Origin of the sequence: Pseudoalteromonas denitrificans DSM 6059, assembly GCF_900112265.1 — a bacterium.
Taxonomy (GTDB): domain Bacteria; phylum Pseudomonadota; class Gammaproteobacteria; order Enterobacterales; family Alteromonadaceae; genus Pseudoalteromonas; species Pseudoalteromonas denitrificans.
In genome coordinates, this window is sequence record NZ_FOLO01000083.1 from 1 (window position 1) to 16738 (window position 16738).

General features: G+C 34.3%; 17 protein-coding genes and 1 pseudogene. 8 read left to right on the forward strand and 10 right to left on the reverse strand.

The annotated features are described in order from the left end of the window. On the forward strand, window positions 1-379 hold a 379-nt coding region (locus tag BM088_RS25360; protein WP_143085161.1), incomplete at its 5' end, for a transposase. A 725-nt stretch (window positions 380-1104) separates the two neighbouring features. Here the strand turns inward: BM088_RS25360 and BM088_RS25365 are convergent. Further along, window positions 1105-1740 (reverse strand): glutathione S-transferase N-terminal domain-containing protein, encoded by a 636-nt coding sequence (locus BM088_RS25365; RefSeq protein ID WP_091991519.1) that lies wholly within the window; start codon window positions 1738-1740, stop codon window positions 1105-1107. Between the two features lie 448 nt (window positions 1741-2188). Between BM088_RS25365 and BM088_RS27980 the strand changes: the two genes are divergently transcribed. From BM088_RS27980 to BM088_RS25380, 4 genes are all read left to right on the forward strand, one after another. Continuing rightward, window positions 2189-2320, forward strand: coding sequence for a hypothetical protein (locus BM088_RS27980; RefSeq protein WP_281247203.1), 132 nt, complete (start codon window positions 2189-2191; stop codon window positions 2318-2320). Window positions 2321-2568: 248 nt separating this feature from the next. Next, the gene (locus BM088_RS25370; RefSeq protein ID WP_091991521.1) at window positions 2569-3390 is read left to right on the forward strand and encodes an SDR family oxidoreductase; all 822 of its coding nucleotides are present in this window, start codon (window positions 2569-2571) and stop codon (window positions 3388-3390) included. Then, window positions 3383-4306 (forward strand): helix-turn-helix transcriptional regulator, encoded by a 924-nt coding sequence (locus tag BM088_RS25375; RefSeq protein ID WP_091991522.1) that lies wholly within the window; start codon window positions 3383-3385, stop codon window positions 4304-4306. Before BM088_RS25370 ends, BM088_RS25375 begins: the two co-directional genes overlap by 8 nt. 110 nt (window positions 4307-4416) lie before the next feature. Next, window positions 4417-5232, forward strand: a complete 816-nt coding sequence (locus BM088_RS25380; protein WP_091991524.1) for an SDR family oxidoreductase — start codon at window positions 4417-4419, stop codon at window positions 5230-5232. A gap of 87 nt (window positions 5233-5319) precedes the next feature. Here BM088_RS25380 and BM088_RS25385 read toward each other — a convergent pair whose 3' ends face one another. Next, complete coding sequence (locus tag BM088_RS25385; protein ID WP_091991526.1) at window positions 5320-6387, reverse strand: alkene reductase; 1068 nt, start codon at window positions 6385-6387, stop codon at window positions 5320-5322. 86 nt (window positions 6388-6473) lie between these two features. After that, window positions 6474-7088, reverse strand: a complete 615-nt coding sequence (locus BM088_RS25390) for a glutathione S-transferase family protein (RefSeq protein ID WP_091991528.1) — start codon at window positions 7086-7088, stop codon at window positions 6474-6476. 126 nt (window positions 7089-7214) lie between these two features. Between BM088_RS25390 and BM088_RS25395 the strand changes: the two genes are divergently transcribed. From BM088_RS25395 to BM088_RS25405, 3 genes are all read left to right on the forward strand, one after another. After that, the gene (locus BM088_RS25395; RefSeq protein WP_091991530.1) at window positions 7215-8087 is read left to right on the forward strand and encodes a LysR family transcriptional regulator; all 873 of its coding nucleotides are present in this window, start codon (window positions 7215-7217) and stop codon (window positions 8085-8087) included. 140 nt (window positions 8088-8227) lie between these two features. Continuing rightward, entirely contained in the window at window positions 8228-8716 is a 489-nt protein-coding gene (locus tag BM088_RS25400; protein ID WP_091991532.1) for a hypothetical protein, read from the forward strand. Between the two features lie 403 nt (window positions 8717-9119). Continuing rightward, window positions 9120-9587 (forward strand): HAD family hydrolase, encoded by a 468-nt coding sequence (locus tag BM088_RS25405; protein WP_091991534.1) that lies wholly within the window; start codon window positions 9120-9122, stop codon window positions 9585-9587. A 314-nt stretch (window positions 9588-9901) separates the two neighbouring features. Here BM088_RS25405 and BM088_RS25410 read toward each other — a convergent pair whose 3' ends face one another. The 7 genes and pseudogenes from BM088_RS25410 to BM088_RS25440 form a co-directional block, all read right to left on the reverse strand. Then, window positions 9902-10357, reverse strand: a complete 456-nt coding sequence (locus BM088_RS25410; protein ID WP_091991536.1) for a GNAT family N-acetyltransferase — start codon at window positions 10355-10357, stop codon at window positions 9902-9904. A 245-nt stretch (window positions 10358-10602) separates the two neighbouring features. Continuing rightward, complete coding sequence (locus tag BM088_RS25415; protein WP_091991538.1) at window positions 10603-10971, reverse strand: nuclear transport factor 2 family protein; 369 nt, start codon at window positions 10969-10971, stop codon at window positions 10603-10605. 387 nt (window positions 10972-11358) lie between these two features. Continuing rightward, window positions 11359-12738 carry a hypothetical protein gene (locus BM088_RS25420; protein ID WP_091991540.1) on the reverse strand — a complete coding sequence of 460 codons (1380 nt, stop codon included), beginning with the start codon at window positions 12736-12738 and terminating at the stop codon, window positions 11359-11361. After that, complete coding sequence (locus BM088_RS25425) at window positions 12692-13609, reverse strand: ATP-binding protein (RefSeq protein ID WP_091991542.1); 918 nt, start codon at window positions 13607-13609, stop codon at window positions 12692-12694. The genes BM088_RS25420 and BM088_RS25425 overlap by 47 nt, the downstream gene beginning before the upstream one ends. Continuing rightward, entirely contained in the window at window positions 13606-15672 is a 2067-nt protein-coding gene (locus BM088_RS25430) for a hypothetical protein (RefSeq protein ID WP_091991543.1), read from the reverse strand. The genes BM088_RS25425 and BM088_RS25430 overlap by 4 nt, the downstream gene beginning before the upstream one ends. Beyond that, window positions 15672-16274 carry a PDDEXK family nuclease gene (locus BM088_RS25435; RefSeq protein ID WP_091991546.1) on the reverse strand — a complete coding sequence of 201 codons (603 nt, stop codon included), beginning with the start codon at window positions 16272-16274 and terminating at the stop codon, window positions 15672-15674. The genes BM088_RS25430 and BM088_RS25435 overlap by 1 nt, the downstream gene beginning before the upstream one ends. 135 nt (window positions 16275-16409) lie before the next feature. Next, a pseudogene (locus tag BM088_RS25440) lies at window positions 16410-16738 on the reverse strand (IS4 family transposase); the annotation flags it as partial.

A 16738-nucleotide genomic window follows, 5' to 3' on the forward strand; every position in this document is an offset into this window, starting at 1 on the left:
TAGAAATACTATTCTTCAAAGCATGAAAGGGATTGGAAAAATAGCAGCAGCTTCAATCATCAGTAACCTCCCTGAATTAGGTTACATTAGTAGTAAACAAGCAAGCAGCTTAGTCGGTGTGGCACCTATGAATCGGGAAAGTGGTCGCTATCAAGGTATGCGAAAAATACAAGGAGGTAGACATCAGGTAAGAACTGTTTTGTTTATGGCTATGATGTCCGCCATTCAAACTAATCCGGTATTTAAAGCTCATTACCAAAAATTACTTGCCGCTGGGAAAGCAAAAAAAGTAGCTATCATCACCTGTATCAGAAAGATGGTAGTGATCTTAAATTCAATGCTCAGAGATGGAGTTATGTGGGAAGCGCCAAAAGTTTAAAATTAGCTATTGACGCCATAGTCTCTTAATACCATGAGTTCTGGGTATGTAATTTATTAACTTCAAAAAGTTAAACCCAGAGTTCAAGATAATTATTAATAATTTTAACAGTTTACCACTTAAATATTTTGGAGACAATTTACCCATTTCAGATTAAACCGAGCATTTAAATAATAGAGAAATATTTTACATACCGAGCAAGATGTTTGAAAAATAACAAATATTTAATTAGAACTGTATAATAAACATAGTTGTTTGGTTTGAGGTAATATATAACTCAGTCACCATTTTTAGAATCTGTTAGGAAAGAGTTACTGAGTCATACCGATTTAAAAACAACCAAGAGATATACGCATGTAATTGGCTCTAGATTCAGCCATACCAAAAGCCTGCAGGATTAGTATTATTTATGTTTAGCTTTTTTTGTTCTGTCACCCCCCTTAAAAAAGCCATGAAAACACATTAAATTCAAACACTTATTGAACATCTAAATTGTGCATAAAGCAATCTTTCGAGAGTGGTTTAGTTACGACAGCTTTATCCAACCTCTTGACTAAGCGTTTTCTCGACAAGTTAACAGGGTAACCCACTTGATATCAAAAGGTATTTTGTATTTAGAATTGAATTAGCATCAAACTCCCTGAAAGAAAACACTAATTTGATTAAGGTGAAAATAATCGTACCTAACGCTTTAAACTTTTCTACGTCACTTAACTTGTTAAATTTCAAATACGAAAAGGTACGCTGTTTGATGGTTGTCCTTGATACATATCAATGATGCTCTGATATATTTCATCTGATTCTACAACACTTATGAATACTTTTAGCTCATTGATTCGATAACTTGCCAAATCATATTCAGCCAAAGAAACAGCCGAAAATAGGGTTGAAAGCAACAGGACTGCCCCATAATTACATTTAAACTTATCATTTTGAACCATAATGTAATCTAGTAAATAGTCGACACTTTTCTTATAAGTATCTACCCCAGCTTGCAGCATAAATTGACTGTTTTCAGATTCTCCAAATTTATTTTTTAAGAGATTAGCTCTAAATAGGAATATAATAGAAGTCTCAACATCTGAATCGGCTAAACGAAAAAATTGAGCATCAACAGACTGGTGCCATAGATCAGGTAGGTATTCCAATGCAATCAATAATGAATCACTTTGTATAGTGTTTTTACTCCATAGCATTGGAACTTGCATTTTTGGGTTAGAGGCTAAAAGCGGATCTGTTGCCATTTCATCCCATGTTAACACATAGTCTTCATGAGGCACTCTATAGTGCATTAGTAGCCATTTTATGCTTCTTGAAAATGGCGAGTCATATACCCAAATTAACTTTTTCATATTTCCCATAAAAATTTAACGCCTGCATAAAAGGCTTAGCTACCGTTTGTGAAAAATGGGCGTCAGCCAAGCGTTTGACGTCATTTTTTGCGCCTCTTATTTCAACGCACCTGTTCATATATGACTGATTATACTATTTTAATTTTAGTGAACAAGGCAAAATGCATAGCCTTCCTTTAACAAAATTGATTACACAGTATTGTTCGAAAAATAAAGAAGAGAAATCAAGTTGATGCGGAATTTCAATGCGACGAAGCTCACCTGATAACAAAAGATTTATAGCGTAGCCAATGTGACATAAAAACCATATTTAGAAATGAGCTGTTTTAATTTGGTACCATGATACATTAAGTAAATTATATGATAAATATTTGTTTATTTATTGCACTCACCTTGTACCCATTATATCCTACCACCCGGCTAAGGTAGCCGAATTAAAGTATAATAAGGAACTTACATGAAACTTAAATTAAATAAAAAGAAAATTAAAAATTTGTCAAAAGACAAGAATGCACTTCCTGCAGATATGACAAATAAGATTGCTGGTGGTTGGGTTATTACTCGCAGATGCACTGCAACTTGCCCATAATGGATTTATAGTTCATTAGCTATAATGAGTTATTACAAGCCCACTATTGTGGGTTTTTTTATGCTTGTTGTTTGGTGCATTCTCAGAGGCATAGTTAAATCTTCAAAAAATAACCTCATAAAAAATGACAGTTAAACGAAAAGCTAATTTAAAACAATTTGATTTTGATCATTATCCTGTAACTATTTCATGTATTATTTATACAATTATTATAATGTTCATATAACATTTACTTATTAGGAAATATCATGCGTCAAGTCGCGCTAATTACGGGCGCAAGTTCAGGTATCGGAAAAGCCACAGCCTTAAGGTTAGCTAAAAAAGGCTATATTGTTTATGCCGCAACAAGAACGCCCCAAAAACTTCAAACACAAAGTGATAAATTACATGTAATAGAGCTTGATATTACCAATGCTGATAATATTAAAAATGCAATTGCTCACATCATAAATGAACAAGGTAAAATAGATATATTAATTAATAATGCAGGTTACGCATTAGTATCAAGTATTGAAGATGCAACAGAAGATGAAATGTTTAATCAGTTTAATATTAACGTATTCGCTATTTTAAGATTATGTAAAACGGTCATTCCTTATATGAGAGAGCAAAATTCAGGTATTATTATTAATATCAGCTCTTTTTTAGGTAAAATTGGTTTACCTTTATTTTCATTTTACAATGCCAGTAAATATGCCGTGGAAGGTATAACTGATTCATTGAGATATGAGTTAAGTAATTTTAATATAAGAGTACACTCTATCATGCCTGGTTTCTTTAATACTGACTTTGCCAAATCTAACTTGGTGATAAATGAAAACACACTTAATGATGAAAGTGCATATGCAGCCCTAAGTAAAAATTTATTACCAAATATTGTTAAACAAATAAATGAGGGGAATCAAGTTGATGAAGCAGCTAAAAGTATTATCACTATGATAGAAGACATACACTCACCGGCTAGAATTACGATAGGAGATAAAGCACAAAAATTCATACCTATGCGCCGTGAACTATCTGATGAAGATTTTGAGCGAAGAGTACAGGAGTATTACAATTTAAATGGATAGTTTCTTTTTTAATATCACAGATAAACGTTATCAAATAAAAGAAATTTTCAATAAAAAGGAGCAACATGTCACTCGAGTTGATATTTCTAATGGCCTTGTATTTTTTGATATCGCACTGAATTTAAACACAGATAGAGTTTTAAAAGTTAAAAACTTAGACCGCATGAATTTCATTGTGTCAGTTGCTAATGGAAAATGCCAAATCAATGATAAAATATCAAATAAAACTTATCAGTTAAATGAATCTAACACCTATTTGTTTGCGACTTCTAGTCAAAATTTTGAAATCACACTATCCCATTCAAATAAAACAGAAATATTTATTTTATTTATTGCAGACTTCTTTATTAAACGCTATTTAAGCGATAACTCCCATGAGCCTATAAACACCCTATATCAAAAAATACAAACAGACGTCAGTTTAGAATTAATACATAGTGCCCAAACAGATGCATTAAGCCTTTATTTAATTGATAAAATAATTCATGCCAAAAATAACGACAAAATGAACAGTATTATTAGTGAACACAGAGCGATTGAATATATTATTCACCGGCTTTCTTTATTAGAGTTTATCGATACAAACAATTTTAATGAACAACAAATAGCCATAGCACAAAAAGCCAAAAGTATTATTCAAAATAATTATATAAACCCTCCGAGTATAAAGGAGTTAGCCCATTTATGTGCAACTAATGACTTTAAATTAAAAAGCTACTTTAAACTGGTTAACCAGACAACCATTTATGCTTATGTTCAAAAGCTTAGGTTAGATAATGCAAACTTATTACTGAGAGAACAGTTATTATCTGTTGCTCAAGTTGCAAATGCAGTTGGTTATAAACACTCTGGTCACTTCAGTGCTATCTTCTATAAAACCTACGGTGTATACCCAAAAGACTTAAAATCTATTTAAAATCCATTTCGTGATATTTAAAAATCCCGCCAGTGACTAAACACTCTTAATATTGATAAATCATCAGCGTATTCTTGTACTCAAAGGTTACTCACACTCAAGGAAATATTATGACTAAAGTTGTTTTAATTACTGGCGCAAGCTCTGGCATGGGCGAAATAACAGCAAAATTTTTAAATGAAAATAACTACACAGTATATGCGGGAACAAGAGACAAAACCCTAGAAACACCAAAAATACTAGGCGTAAATAATATATTTTTGGATGTTACCAATACCGACTCTATTGAGGCTGCAACTAAATACATTATTGAAAAAGAAGGTCAAATTGATGTTTTAGTCAACAATGCAGGTTTTGGCTTAGTCTCTACAGCCGAAGATGTGACAGATGAAGAAATTTTTAAACAGTTTGATGTAAATGTATTTGGCCTAATGAAAATGACACGGGCCGTTTTACCCTCAATGAGGCAGGCAAACACTGGCGTTATTATAAATATCAGTTCTTTTTTAGGAAAAATAGGCTTGCCGCTTTTATCACATTACAATGCAAGCAAATATGCTGTTGAGGGTTTTGTAGACTCAATACGATTTGAAATGTCACCACATAATGTACGCATACATTCAATTCAAGCCGGATTATTTGGTACAAACTTTGTTAAAAAAGGTTTGATGATTAATCAAGCAACCACATCAGATAACTCAGCTTATAAAGCTTTGGTAAGTCATTTTGTTCCAATTGTAGCTAAAGCTATAAATGAAGGCCCAAGCCCACAACCCATTGCAGATGCCGTTAAAAATATTATTGAAGATGAAAATTCGCCTATAGCCATACCTGTTGGAGCTGAAGCCACTTCCTTTGTCCCAATGAGAAAGTCACTCTCAGATGAAGCATTTGAATCTAAAATCAAGCACACCTTTGGTTTATAGATACATAAAACAGCTTAAGATTGAAGAGCTTCATTGTTTCAAATGAAGCTCTTCAAAAAATTTAATGTGCGTATTTAGTTGGCACCTTTAATAATCTGTATATCCTTGTGCACCTTGCGTATAAAAAGTGCTCTTATCGGGTTCTGTTAAGCATAAATCATTCTCAAACTTATTCACTAAATCTGGATTAGCAATAAATAAAGTGCCAAAAGCAACTGCATCCGCTTCTTTATTATGTATGGCACTTGATGCTGTACTTTTATTAAACCCACCATTTATAATTAATTTTCCATTATATTTTTGACGCAATATCGGCGTTAAATAAGCCCTAAACTCAGTACTTTTATCCTCTTGTGGTTTTGATTCTAAAATATGTACATAAGCCAAATTAAAAGCATTTAATCTAGATACAGCCTGAGAAAACGTTGATTTTGGATCTGAGTCTGAAATTCCCCAAACGCTATTACTAGGTGATAACCGAATTCCCACCTTACCAGAACCTATCGCGTCACATACAGCTTCAACAACTTCCATCATAAACCTTAATCTATTATCAATTGAGCCACCATATTCATCTACGCGTTGATTAATACTGTCGCGGGTAAATTGATCGATCAAAAAACCATTTGCGCCATGTATTTCAACGCCGTCAAGGCCAGCCTTAATTGCATTTTTTGCAGCATCTACAAATTGTTTAATGACTTGTTTTATTTCAATCTTATTAAGCGCTCTTGGCACTACAAATTCGCGGTCCCGACCTTTTGCAGTTGTTAATGAACCTTGTTGTTTTACCTCAGATGAAGATACAGGTAACTGACCTTCTAAAAAGTCTGGATGCACTATGCTGCCCATATGCCAAAGTTGTAAAAACATCTTACCTTGCTTTTCATGCACTGATGTAGCAACTTTTTGCCAGCCTTTAACTTGCTCATCAGTAAAGATACCTGGCGTATTTAACCAGCCAAGTCCTTGTTTAGATACAGCGACAGCTTCTGAAATAATTAAACCTGCAGAGGCTCTTTGACCATAATAATTAGCCATTAACGCATTTGGTATACCCCGCTCTACAGCCCTACAACGTGTTAGCGGTGCCATTAAAATACGATTTTTAAGGTGATAATCGCCAAGTGTGAGTTCTGTGAATAATTTACCCATAATTACCTCTTTGCTTTTGATTGGTAAACTTAAATATATTTACTAATTAAAGTATTTTAAATACAACCAAGCTCAATTTAAGTGTGTTATAAAAACTCAGTACGGTACATGTCACCAATAACATCATGTGCTAATAAACGTGTTTGATAACTTGCAAGATGAGAAAACTTTTCTGTTAGTCCATTTGCCAAAATACCTTGCCAATGAATGGCAACTAATAAATATAAGTCACCCAAAGTGAGTTTATCACCCGCTATAAACTCATTATTTTCAAGTTGACTATCAATGATGGCAAACAATTCATGTAATGACGTTTCAGCGTGAAATTTAATATCGTTGATATCAGCACCGTAGCGCGATGGCACAAATGCACGCGCAAAATGGGGATGCACATTAGAGTATAAAAAAGACATCCATTTCAATGCTTGTGCTTTGGCCAAAGTACCTGTTTCAGGCATTAATTTAACGGGTGAATCTTGCTCACTTAAATAGTGTAAAATTGCACTGCCTTCTGTCAGTATTTCCCCATTAATAATCACAGCAGGTACTTTGCTCATTGGGTTTATTTTTTTAAACTCATCACTAAAATGCTCTCCTGCATTTACATCTACAATTTTAACCTCATGTTCTAACTGAGTTAATTTTAAAGCTGCTTTGACAGCTAATGAGCAAGAACCTGGTGCATGATAAAAAGTGATCATTTGGTATTCCTCTTTATTTAATACGTTTATTTTATTGAGATATTTTTAAGACACGGAAATATTAATAAAGAATGATCAAGATTAATATTATCGACTTTTGCAAATCATTCGTGCAATAATGCACGAGTGATTGATTGGGATGATATTCGCTTTTTCTTAGCCGTTGCGCAAAACGGTAATGTTACAGCGGCAGCCAGAGCATTAAACGTGAACCACTCTACTGTTTCACGACGTATTGCTGCACTTGAAGAAAAGCATGGTGTCAGATTATTTGAACGTATTCCATCAGGGTACGAAATGACATCCGCAGCCGAAGATATTTATCAACTTGCTTTGGAATTAGAAGCAAAGAACCAACAGATTTCACGACGCTTGTTTGGTCAAGATAGCCGGTTACAAGGCGAAATAAACCTAACGATGCCCCATGATATTTTTGAATATAGTTTGGTGAATGACTTCGCTGACTTTAAAGAACAACAGCCAAAAATACAGTTAAATTTATGTGTTGGACAAGGGTTAAAAAACCTCGCTGCACGTGAAGCGGATATCGCGATAAGACTTACCCCGGCCCCTCCAGATTACTTAATTGGTAAAAAAATAGCGCAAATACAACATGGTATTTACCAAAGTATTAAACTTGAAAAATCCAATTCAATACCAATCATAGCTTGGCAAAATGAGACGCAAGTACCTGATTGGGCCAAAATACACTTTGAAAATGCACATATCGCAATACGTGTTGATGACTTATATGCCATGTATTGCGCGGTTAAAGCAGGTATTGGCATAGCAAGAATGCCCTGCTATTTACCTGATACTATCGCCAATGAATCTGTAAAAAGGCTCCCTATTAATATACCTTTATCAAATTGGGGGGTTTGGGTATTAAGCCATGTAGATTTACGCCATACCCGCCGTGTTCGTTGTTGTAAAGATTTTTTGACTGAACGTTTAATCCACAAAAAAACATATTTTGAAGGCCATAGATCACACTACTAATCCTTTTTCATCTTTTGAGTTTCATATTAAATGCAGCTATTTCGTTCTACAATTAAATCTATGTAAATATTGGACAATTACAATATCTTCACTCATTATTTAGTGACATTACTAAAATTTTCTTTTCGAGAACAGGTATTATGGACGCATTATCTAAACTATCTGTAGCTATCAACGACCCCCAAACTGAGATAAAAGACAAGCTTAAAAAAGTGTGTGAATTCACTATGGAAGCCGTTCCATTAGCAAATAGAGTGAGTATCTGGACTTTTTTAAAATGTAAGACCGAAATGCACTGCCTGATGTGTTTTGATGCCTATACAAATGAAGTTTCATCAGGACAAGTCTTAATAAAAACTGATTTTGTCGACTATTTCAGAAGTCTTTTAGCCAATAATGTTGTCAATGCGCCTGATGCGCGGATACACCCAGATACTCGATGCTTTAATGAAAAATACTTTGAGCCAAATAACATATACTCACTTCTAGATTACATTTACGATCCTGAATTTGAACCTTGTGGGGTTATTTGCTGTGAATCCGTAGGCCGTAAGGTTACTTGGGTAAGCGCCAATGTTGACTCACTACGAGAAATAGCAAAACTCTCCTCACAATTTTTTAAACATTAATTGTCTGCATGATTTTGGGCAAGGATTCTGGTTCTAAGGGTTCTATAGTACAACGAATTTATAAAAGGAGCTCTCTTTCTACATAAATCGACGTAGAAACTCTTTAAATACTGCGGGTATAAACGCTTTTTTCAGCTTGAGCTCTGAACAGGTTAATTACCACAGTAGTCAAACAAAACTCAAATTAAGACATATTAATACTCTAAGTAAACAAAATATTTCGATAAACATATGTAAAACAGATCTTTATTCCACCTCCTCTTATTTAGTAAAGCAAGATTCATAATTTGCGTGTTACTTATATTTTTATTTAATGATACATATCCCTAGTCATACAAATGACATATTCATCTTATAAAATTTATATCATATATTCATACAAAACTACTTTGGTATACATCATATGAAAATTGATATTCCTGGTCGTAAAACAGTCGAAATTCAAAATGTTTTATTAGATTTCAATGGTACCATTGCTATTGACGGCAAGTTAATAACAGGCGTATCTGCAAAAATTAACTCACTGTCCCATTTAGTTAATTTTCATGTTATCACTGCTGATACATATGGCACAGTTGTAAAGCAATTAAGAGATACTAATTGTAAAATAATTAACCTTTCAACTAATAAAACTTACACAAGCAAATGTGCATATTTAAATGAAATAGGTAAAACACATACTCTTTGCATTGGTAATGGTTACAACGATCGCACTATTTTAAAAGAATGTGTTTTAGGTATCTCACTCTTACAAAGTGAAGGTCTTAGCATTGAAGCATTAATGGCAGGCGATATTGTCTGTAAATCTATTATGGATGCTTTATGTTATTTAGATAACCCCAAAAGATTAATCGCAACATTACGAAGTTAACAAAGCGTAAAAGTTCCCTGTATTAAACAGGCTAATTAATAGGTTTATTTATTGAAAAAGATTTAGGACAATATGCAGTAACCCCATTTAAATGCGTTCAACATGTTTTATCTGAATCAAACGTTAAGTCAACATCTTCATTTATTTTAGAAATATAATGTTCAAATCATTTAAAGGTTCAGTGTAACGACCACGTATTTTACCATACTGGTAACAGGCAGGGCTTCCAAGTTTCATTAAAGGGTTATAAAATTCTGAGTCAAAAGAAGCAACACAGGACAAAAACCAAAAATTTTGCCCTGTTAGTTTAGGGATTAAATATCATATTGCACTGACATTGCTAGTTTTTCAATGCCATGTGATGGCGTCCATTTTTTAAATTCAACAAAACCATGTTTTTTGTATAGATTAATAGCAGGCTTATTTACAACAGCGGTTTCTACCACAGCACCTGTCAAGTCAAACTCTTCTAGAACATAAGTTATTAATTTGTCTGCGATACCTTTTCTAAAGAATTTAGGATCAACCGTTAAGCTATTAATATCCAAATGTTTATCTTCAATTACTATTTCAATAACTGCAGCAAGGCAAGTATTTTCACTAAAGCCATAAAATAATGTTTTTGAGTTTTTTATATCTTTAGCACTTCGCGATAGCGGAGGGAAATCACGAACACCTATAAGCTGAGCTTCAATTTTATAAGAGTTTTGAAAAATATCGAAAATTTGATTTGCAATTTCTTCATTCGAATTATCAAGTTTTTCTATCATACTAAGCCTAACCTCGAGATTGACATTACTTTTTTATGAGCCACTATAATTTATTTTAAGGCTTATTTATAAGATAAGTGCATTTATAATACACTCTAAACTAATAATAAAGTTCATAAAATGCATTGTAAATACCTATACTTGAAAATTTAAATTGCCTTAAAATCCAACTTCCACATAAACGACGTAGTATAATTATGATCCAAATAAAACCAGCCAAAGCTATTTTTTGTTTAATCTTCTCATTAACTGTCGGCTGTTCCAAAAACAATTTTATTAAACACTTTAAACTGCCCTTTAGTAATAAGCCCATCTACAACATGATAAATACATAACATCTCAATAGAGCCTTTGCCTTCAGGAAAGTTCCTCGTGATCAACTCATGATCTATCACAACATCATCACATACCATTCTATTAATGAGTTTGGCATACAAGTCAGTCTCTCTAAAACGTACATTAATATTTAACTTCATTTGCTCATGTCCTGACGCTAAGATCTGACCTTCAGTAGAATATTGAATTGCATCCTTAGCATATGTACTAAGCCAAGCTTCACTGTCTTTTTTGTTATATGCTTCTAACTGCCTCTGTACTATTTCAACTGAATTCATAAATTATTTACACCTGATTTATCTCAAGACTTATATTTGTAAATACATGTTCATGCGTTGCCTTTAAAGTCAATAATAAGACCCTACTAATACATTTTAAATGTCATATTTAAGTAATATCCTTAAATTTTAAATTATTCTACACACAAAAAACATGTAAATATTCATTGATAGCCAGAATCTTGTTCTTTAGCTTATTTTATCTATCAGGGAGTTAACTTTTGGTGGGATTTTGAAATAATCATTCGTTTCTGGATATTTTTATACATGTTCATTCATTTCCATAATGTATTTGCCATTAATGAGCCACTGAGAAATCTCAAAAATGAGCAACGCGCAAGTTTACAGATTAAGTATGGTCAAAGGTAGGAAAATTTGCGAAATGACTTAGATGTAATTTAGAGAGAGGTTTATTGATTCAGCTAGTCGTTTATAGATTGAAACACTTGTTGGATGGTACTTAGCATTAATCCCAAGTGACATTTTGATGTCTCTAAAGGCTTCATCATCGACATCAAACACCTTCACAAAATCATCTAGTGACAACTTTGTTTCATCATGTGTTTGTAGCCAACTCTTACAAAATTTGATTAATTCATGCTTATCAACAAGTAATGATGACATTAAGTCCATTTTTAGGTGGTAATAGAATCTTATTTTTGCTTTCAGCATTGCTATGATCAGCGCATGCATTGGTGTGCGATAGCATTCAAACTCTGGTTTGAGTTCTTCTAAGCTTTTCAAACTGCTTGATGTTGATTGACTTGAGCTGACTAATGATTGGAATAATGGGGAGATATCGAGTGTTGTTTGTGGATAGTTATTTTTATTATAGTTGTTGTATTTCAGTATTTTAGCTTGGTGCAATGCCTTTAAGTCGGTATGAGTTAAGTCACACGTTTCGCGTATTAATCTAGCCTGTATTACAAGCGGTGGGCATTCACAATTTCCCTTTTGATTACTTACACGTTTTTGATATATCGCACTGAGCCAGCGAGATATCGGCCAATCAGATTGTAACTGACTGATTATTTGACTTAGTTTCAACAACTTAACTTTAGCTGGATAAGCGGACTGATTAACCCTATGGGTAATTAAAGGCTCTATAATTTCACTTTGAAATACCTTTTTATCATTAAGTGCTTTATAGCCCATCAATAGTGCCTGATTAAAATCCTTAAGTTCACAGTGGCTTGATTTCTTTGGATTAAACTCATTTCTGCTATTTATGTTTTGTGCCACTAACAAACAATCATCAATTTCTTGTGGGCTTATGTTTGGTGGTATTGAAAGCGTCATTTCTACTAAAGGCTGTAAACACCTTGTGTTAGTACATCGCCCGATTAATAAAGGGAAACCCCACTCTAAAGGCGCTTTACAGCTGTGGCACTGTGTTATCAACTGAGTATGATGAATATCACATTTCAGTTTATGTATATTTTGCCAGTGGTCTTGATGTATGTGTCTTTCTTTTAAACATTGAATACACACTTTAGGATTGGTTAATCTATTGAATTTATATAAAGGATGGTTGAAAAGCTTCTGTTGTGTGTTTGTATAGGTCACTTCTTTTTTAAGTATATTTCTAAGCCAATAATAGTCTATTTCAGATAATGACCCTTTGCTAAAGCAGTTTATTTGGCTGGGACTAAATAAGTCTTTTAGCGAAAACAACCCGTTCGCCTGGGCTAATCTAATACTAAAGCCAATTAAGGACTCTTTATCCTTTGTATTTAACCTTACTGTGAGTGAAGTATATTCTTTCAATGTTTTGCGCCTTTTTCTTAATGGCAGCATAGGTATAGTCAGTAAGATTAAATGGGTTGGCTTCACCTGTGGTATCAGACAATTCATACGCATCATGAAATACTTGGTTTAAATCAGAAAATGTATCAAAGCATGCGAATGAGAATAACTTTTCAACCAATCCAATACGTCCATACGTTGCGACATAGAGTCTATCTAGTAGCTCAGCATCATTTCTGTTCAACTTTCGTAATCTTTGCTTTTCGGCAAAATAGTTAATGGCCTTCATCCAAGAGTCACAATGACTTAAAAAAATATTTAATTTGCATGGTGCAATAAAGCGACGTGAAAGTTGCTCTTCTCGTGATATGCCACTTGTATCTGCAAGGTATTCCAACTTTAGTATCCGAGTCAGTGCTGGTGTACCAATCAACACAAGAGGAACTTTGCATTTATCAATAATAGCTACAAACGCTTTTGCCATTGCTTGTGCTCGTATGCCATCTGAATCTGGTAGACACTCTTGTACTTCATCTAAAATAATCAACTCGGTTTTACAAGCTTTCAATAGGCAATTTAACTGGTAAACAAGCCCTTCTAAGCTTTTGCGCTTTGCTGTGGAGCTAGTGCCCATAGCGTGAATGATTTGCTCAACCAAATTAACGGGACTGCTTGGTTTAGTCAGATGCACATTCAAAACCCTTTTAATTGTCACCTCAGATGTATCTACCTCTGGAAATTGCTCAGCATACCAATCAGCTAACGTTGACTTGCCCGTACCAGACACACCCGTGACAACTAATGAGAACTTTACTCGGCTACTTTGCTTATGTACTAACTGCATACGATTTACCACGCTAGTAAACAGGGTATGCTGCAATATTGGCATCATTCTTCAGGCCACTGGTTTAAATCCGTATCTGGACTTTCATCTTTGTTCGAGCATCCTCTGTAATCATCTTTATTAAATACCCCAAAATTGTTATCAGGTAATTTTTCTTTTTTGTGACGACGCTTTTTCGGAGTGTAATCAACTGATGATTCGGTTGGCATTTGTGTATTAAAAGCTGCGTTACTCGCTCTAATAACTTCACTCAAGCTAGGTGGTATTTGTGTATCTAAATCAAAAGATGCCACCTTTCGTTTATGTAAATCGTAATCTTCATCTTTTTCTTTTTTGTCATCTTTTTTAGGCGTCCTCTTCGTTTTAACTAACGGAGCATCTATTTCAGTCGGAAAATGATATGTACGCTCTATCTTAGGTGGTTTATCTGTACCATGAGGAATTTCAACATCCATATCAGCATTAGTACAACGATCTGGGTATGTGACAACAGACCCTTCTCCATTAGGGTTTTGTGCTATAACTTTAACTTGCCTTACATCAAATCGACTATGACAAATATCGACTTTAACCTCTGACATTCCTTTGTTGAATAACTCATCATGTAATTGTTTAAGGTCTTCATTTTGATAATATGCATTATCAAAATACACCCGACCATCAGGGTAAAGCTTTTGGGTGACAGCGGTGTCTGTCACCATAAAAGCGTAATTCATATTATCAACAGTAAGCCTAGGTAGATTTTGGGCTGCATTACATTCATTCCAAACCTGTTGTGGTGTTTTGCCTCCCAAACTTTTTTTAGCGGTATTCACGTATTGATGAAGGTAAACATCGAGCACTCTAAAAAATTCACTGACCTTCATTGAAGCTCTGGCTTTCATCGTAGGATGCTGTCTGTAATCCTCCTTATCAGATAGGTATCCAGGTATTCCTCTACCTTCAACTTTTTCCCCTTGTTTATTGGTATACCAATATTTAAACCCTTGTAAAAATCCTGTTTCAAATATCTGAAAGAAGCCTTCAATATATCCCTTTCCCCACGGCATATGGGGCGGTAAAGTGTGGTATTTAACTTCAGCGTTTTTATAGACCTCTCGTGTTACAGAGCTATTAGCCCCTCCACTATTATCCCCAACAATCATGTATGGGATACCATTAGCTTTTAATCCTGAACGCGTTCCAGTGATTACTTCCCTGAACAGAGCTTGGTAATCAGCAGAGCTTTCCCCTTTTCCAAACTTCACTTTGATACCTAAAGGGTATTCTGAGTTACAATCAACAGCACCAAAAATTTGTACACCTTCTGTAGGTGTGCCATCGTCAAACAAGAGAGATAAGTTATATCTAGACGCATCCTGCTCTACGCGCTCTAATATCCTATCTATTTTCAATTTCCCTTTATATCTCTTCGCAGCAGCAAGCTTCTCTTCTGGTGTCCCCGTCGCCATTATTTCGACTATTTTTAGGATCTCTTTTCGTCTTCGATTAAATGTAGAATACGACACTGGTTTTTCTTTTAATAATGCAACTTCAGGATCATGTTTAAAGTCTTCATGAGCATCAATTAAACTTTTACCACCATTATTTTTGGTTAAAAAGGCAATTTCCAGATGTTTAAAAATTAGTTTTTCTTGGTCTTCAGATATCCGTTTACTCGCAACTGGATCAACTCCAATAGACCGTGCGATATCCCAATTTGCACGCCGATAGTCACACCACCAACCACACAAAGTAGAAAAGCCTGGTATTTTGCAACTATCACCATACTCCTCTTTCATACGTAGTTTAAATTCTTTGTATGTATCCTTTGAAGCAGGTTTGTAATCTAAATTATCCAACACTTCCATCATCAACAAAGAGTTTGTACGCTTTTTAATATGACGCTTCACTCTCGGAGTTATTTGGTACTCATCATTTGCAGCAGGCTTTGACAGTACAACATCATCGTTTAAGTCTGCGATAAATGTATCCCGCTTAACATAAAAGCCATTTAAAGGGTTTGCCACTTCTTCAAAACCTAGCTTCCCATTTTTTTCCTGAATAACACGGCATAGACCTTTTTCTGGTATCTCAAACTCGCGCATTAACAGTGAAGTTGCGGCACCCATTACATCACCGCCCTAGTTATTTGAGTGTGTTCATCAATTTTTTTATACCAATCAAAATCGTACAATCTTAGCCACATCAATGCACGAATAGAAAAGCCACTTCCCATTTGTTCTTTAAGATACTGCTCAGCCTCACCTAAAATCAATTTTTCAGGTAAAAACCAAGCAAGCCTGATGATTTTATTTATGTCGGTTTCTGTAATACGCCTATATTGAAATAAATGTTCAATATTACGAACATATGTCAGATCAATTTCGTCATTAAAGACCAGACTAAATTCAGCGCCAAATAGCTCATAAAACCCTTTCTCAAACAACGCTGTTCGCTCTTTAAATTTATCATTTTGATAGTTACGGGAATGCACTTCAATAAACTTATAACGACCATCATAATATTCGACTAAAAAGTCAGGTTGAAATTGTTTACCCTTATACTTGAATGAGCCAGGTTGAGTAGCAAAAGTTTTGACTTCTGGGTCATTATCTAACGTTAAAACAAAGGCGGCTTCAGATGGCGTTTGAACCCAGACCCTACCGACTTTTCGACATGGCACATCAATGCGGCTTTTGCCGCTGCAATATGAATATTTTTTATCGCCCATTTTGCTTACCATTTATTTTTTCTCATACCTTTATTAACTAGACTATTTTTTGTACAATTAAAAGTTGCGCTTTAGTAAAAGCACATTACACGCTGAAACGACTAAAACCTTAGGGCTCCCCATATCTTTTCCATTTTATTTAATCTCATTTATGAGGCTTCTTTGAGCCTTTTTAATGATACATTCTGGTATATGATAATTTTTATGTGTCAGAATTCTTTTTCCTAAATAACAATAAGATAATACTCGTCTTTTCTTTATTGTGTTTGCTTGGAAGTGGTAATGATATTTTAATATTTCTGCTGCCTTTCCAATAAGATACAATGTGTACTGAGCAATTAAAGCTATTAATAATAGAGCCTGCAATCGCTCTATATTATTACTTCTACTGCGCTTTAATCCAAGACCATAATACTCATTTTTTGTATCCCTAAATGCCTCTTCTATTGTCATTCTTCGTTTGT

Coding starts and splice junctions, on each gene's coding strand:
- BM088_RS25430 (WP_091991543.1), bottom strand. CDS start 15,672: ATGGGTGCCGCAACTTCACTGTTAATGCGCGAGTTTGAGATACCAGAA.
- BM088_RS25375 (WP_091991522.1), top strand. CDS start 3,383: ATGGATAGTTTCTTTTTTAATATCACAGATAAACGTTATCAAATAAAA.
- BM088_RS25390 (WP_091991528.1), bottom strand. CDS start 7,088: ATGATCACTTTTTATCATGCACCAGGTTCTTGCTCATTAGCTGTCAAA.
- BM088_RS27980 (WP_281247203.1), top strand. CDS start 2,189: ATGAAACTTAAATTAAATAAAAAGAAAATTAAAAATTTGTCAAAAGAC.
- BM088_RS25425 (WP_091991542.1), bottom strand. CDS start 13,609: ATGATGCCAATATTGCAGCATACCCTGTTTACTAGCGTGGTAAATCGT.
- BM088_RS25380 (WP_091991524.1), top strand. CDS start 4,417: ATGACTAAAGTTGTTTTAATTACTGGCGCAAGCTCTGGCATGGGCGAA.
- BM088_RS25370 (WP_091991521.1), top strand. CDS start 2,569: ATGCGTCAAGTCGCGCTAATTACGGGCGCAAGTTCAGGTATCGGAAAA.
- BM088_RS25385 (WP_091991526.1), bottom strand. CDS start 6,387: ATGGGTAAATTATTCACAGAACTCACACTTGGCGATTATCACCTTAAA.
- BM088_RS25410 (WP_091991536.1), bottom strand. CDS start 10,357: ATGATAGAAAAACTTGATAATTCGAATGAAGAAATTGCAAATCAAATT.
- BM088_RS25405 (WP_091991534.1), top strand. CDS start 9,120: ATGAAAATTGATATTCCTGGTCGTAAAACAGTCGAAATTCAAAATGTT.
- BM088_RS25400 (WP_091991532.1), top strand. CDS start 8,228: ATGGACGCATTATCTAAACTATCTGTAGCTATCAACGACCCCCAAACT.
- BM088_RS25435 (WP_091991546.1), bottom strand. CDS start 16,274: ATGGGCGATAAAAAATATTCATATTGCAGCGGCAAAAGCCGCATTGAT.
- BM088_RS25415 (WP_091991538.1), bottom strand. CDS start 10,971: ATGAATTCAGTTGAAATAGTACAGAGGCAGTTAGAAGCATATAACAAA.
- BM088_RS25365 (WP_091991519.1), bottom strand. CDS start 1,740: ATGGGAAATATGAAAAAGTTAATTTGGGTATATGACTCGCCATTTTCA.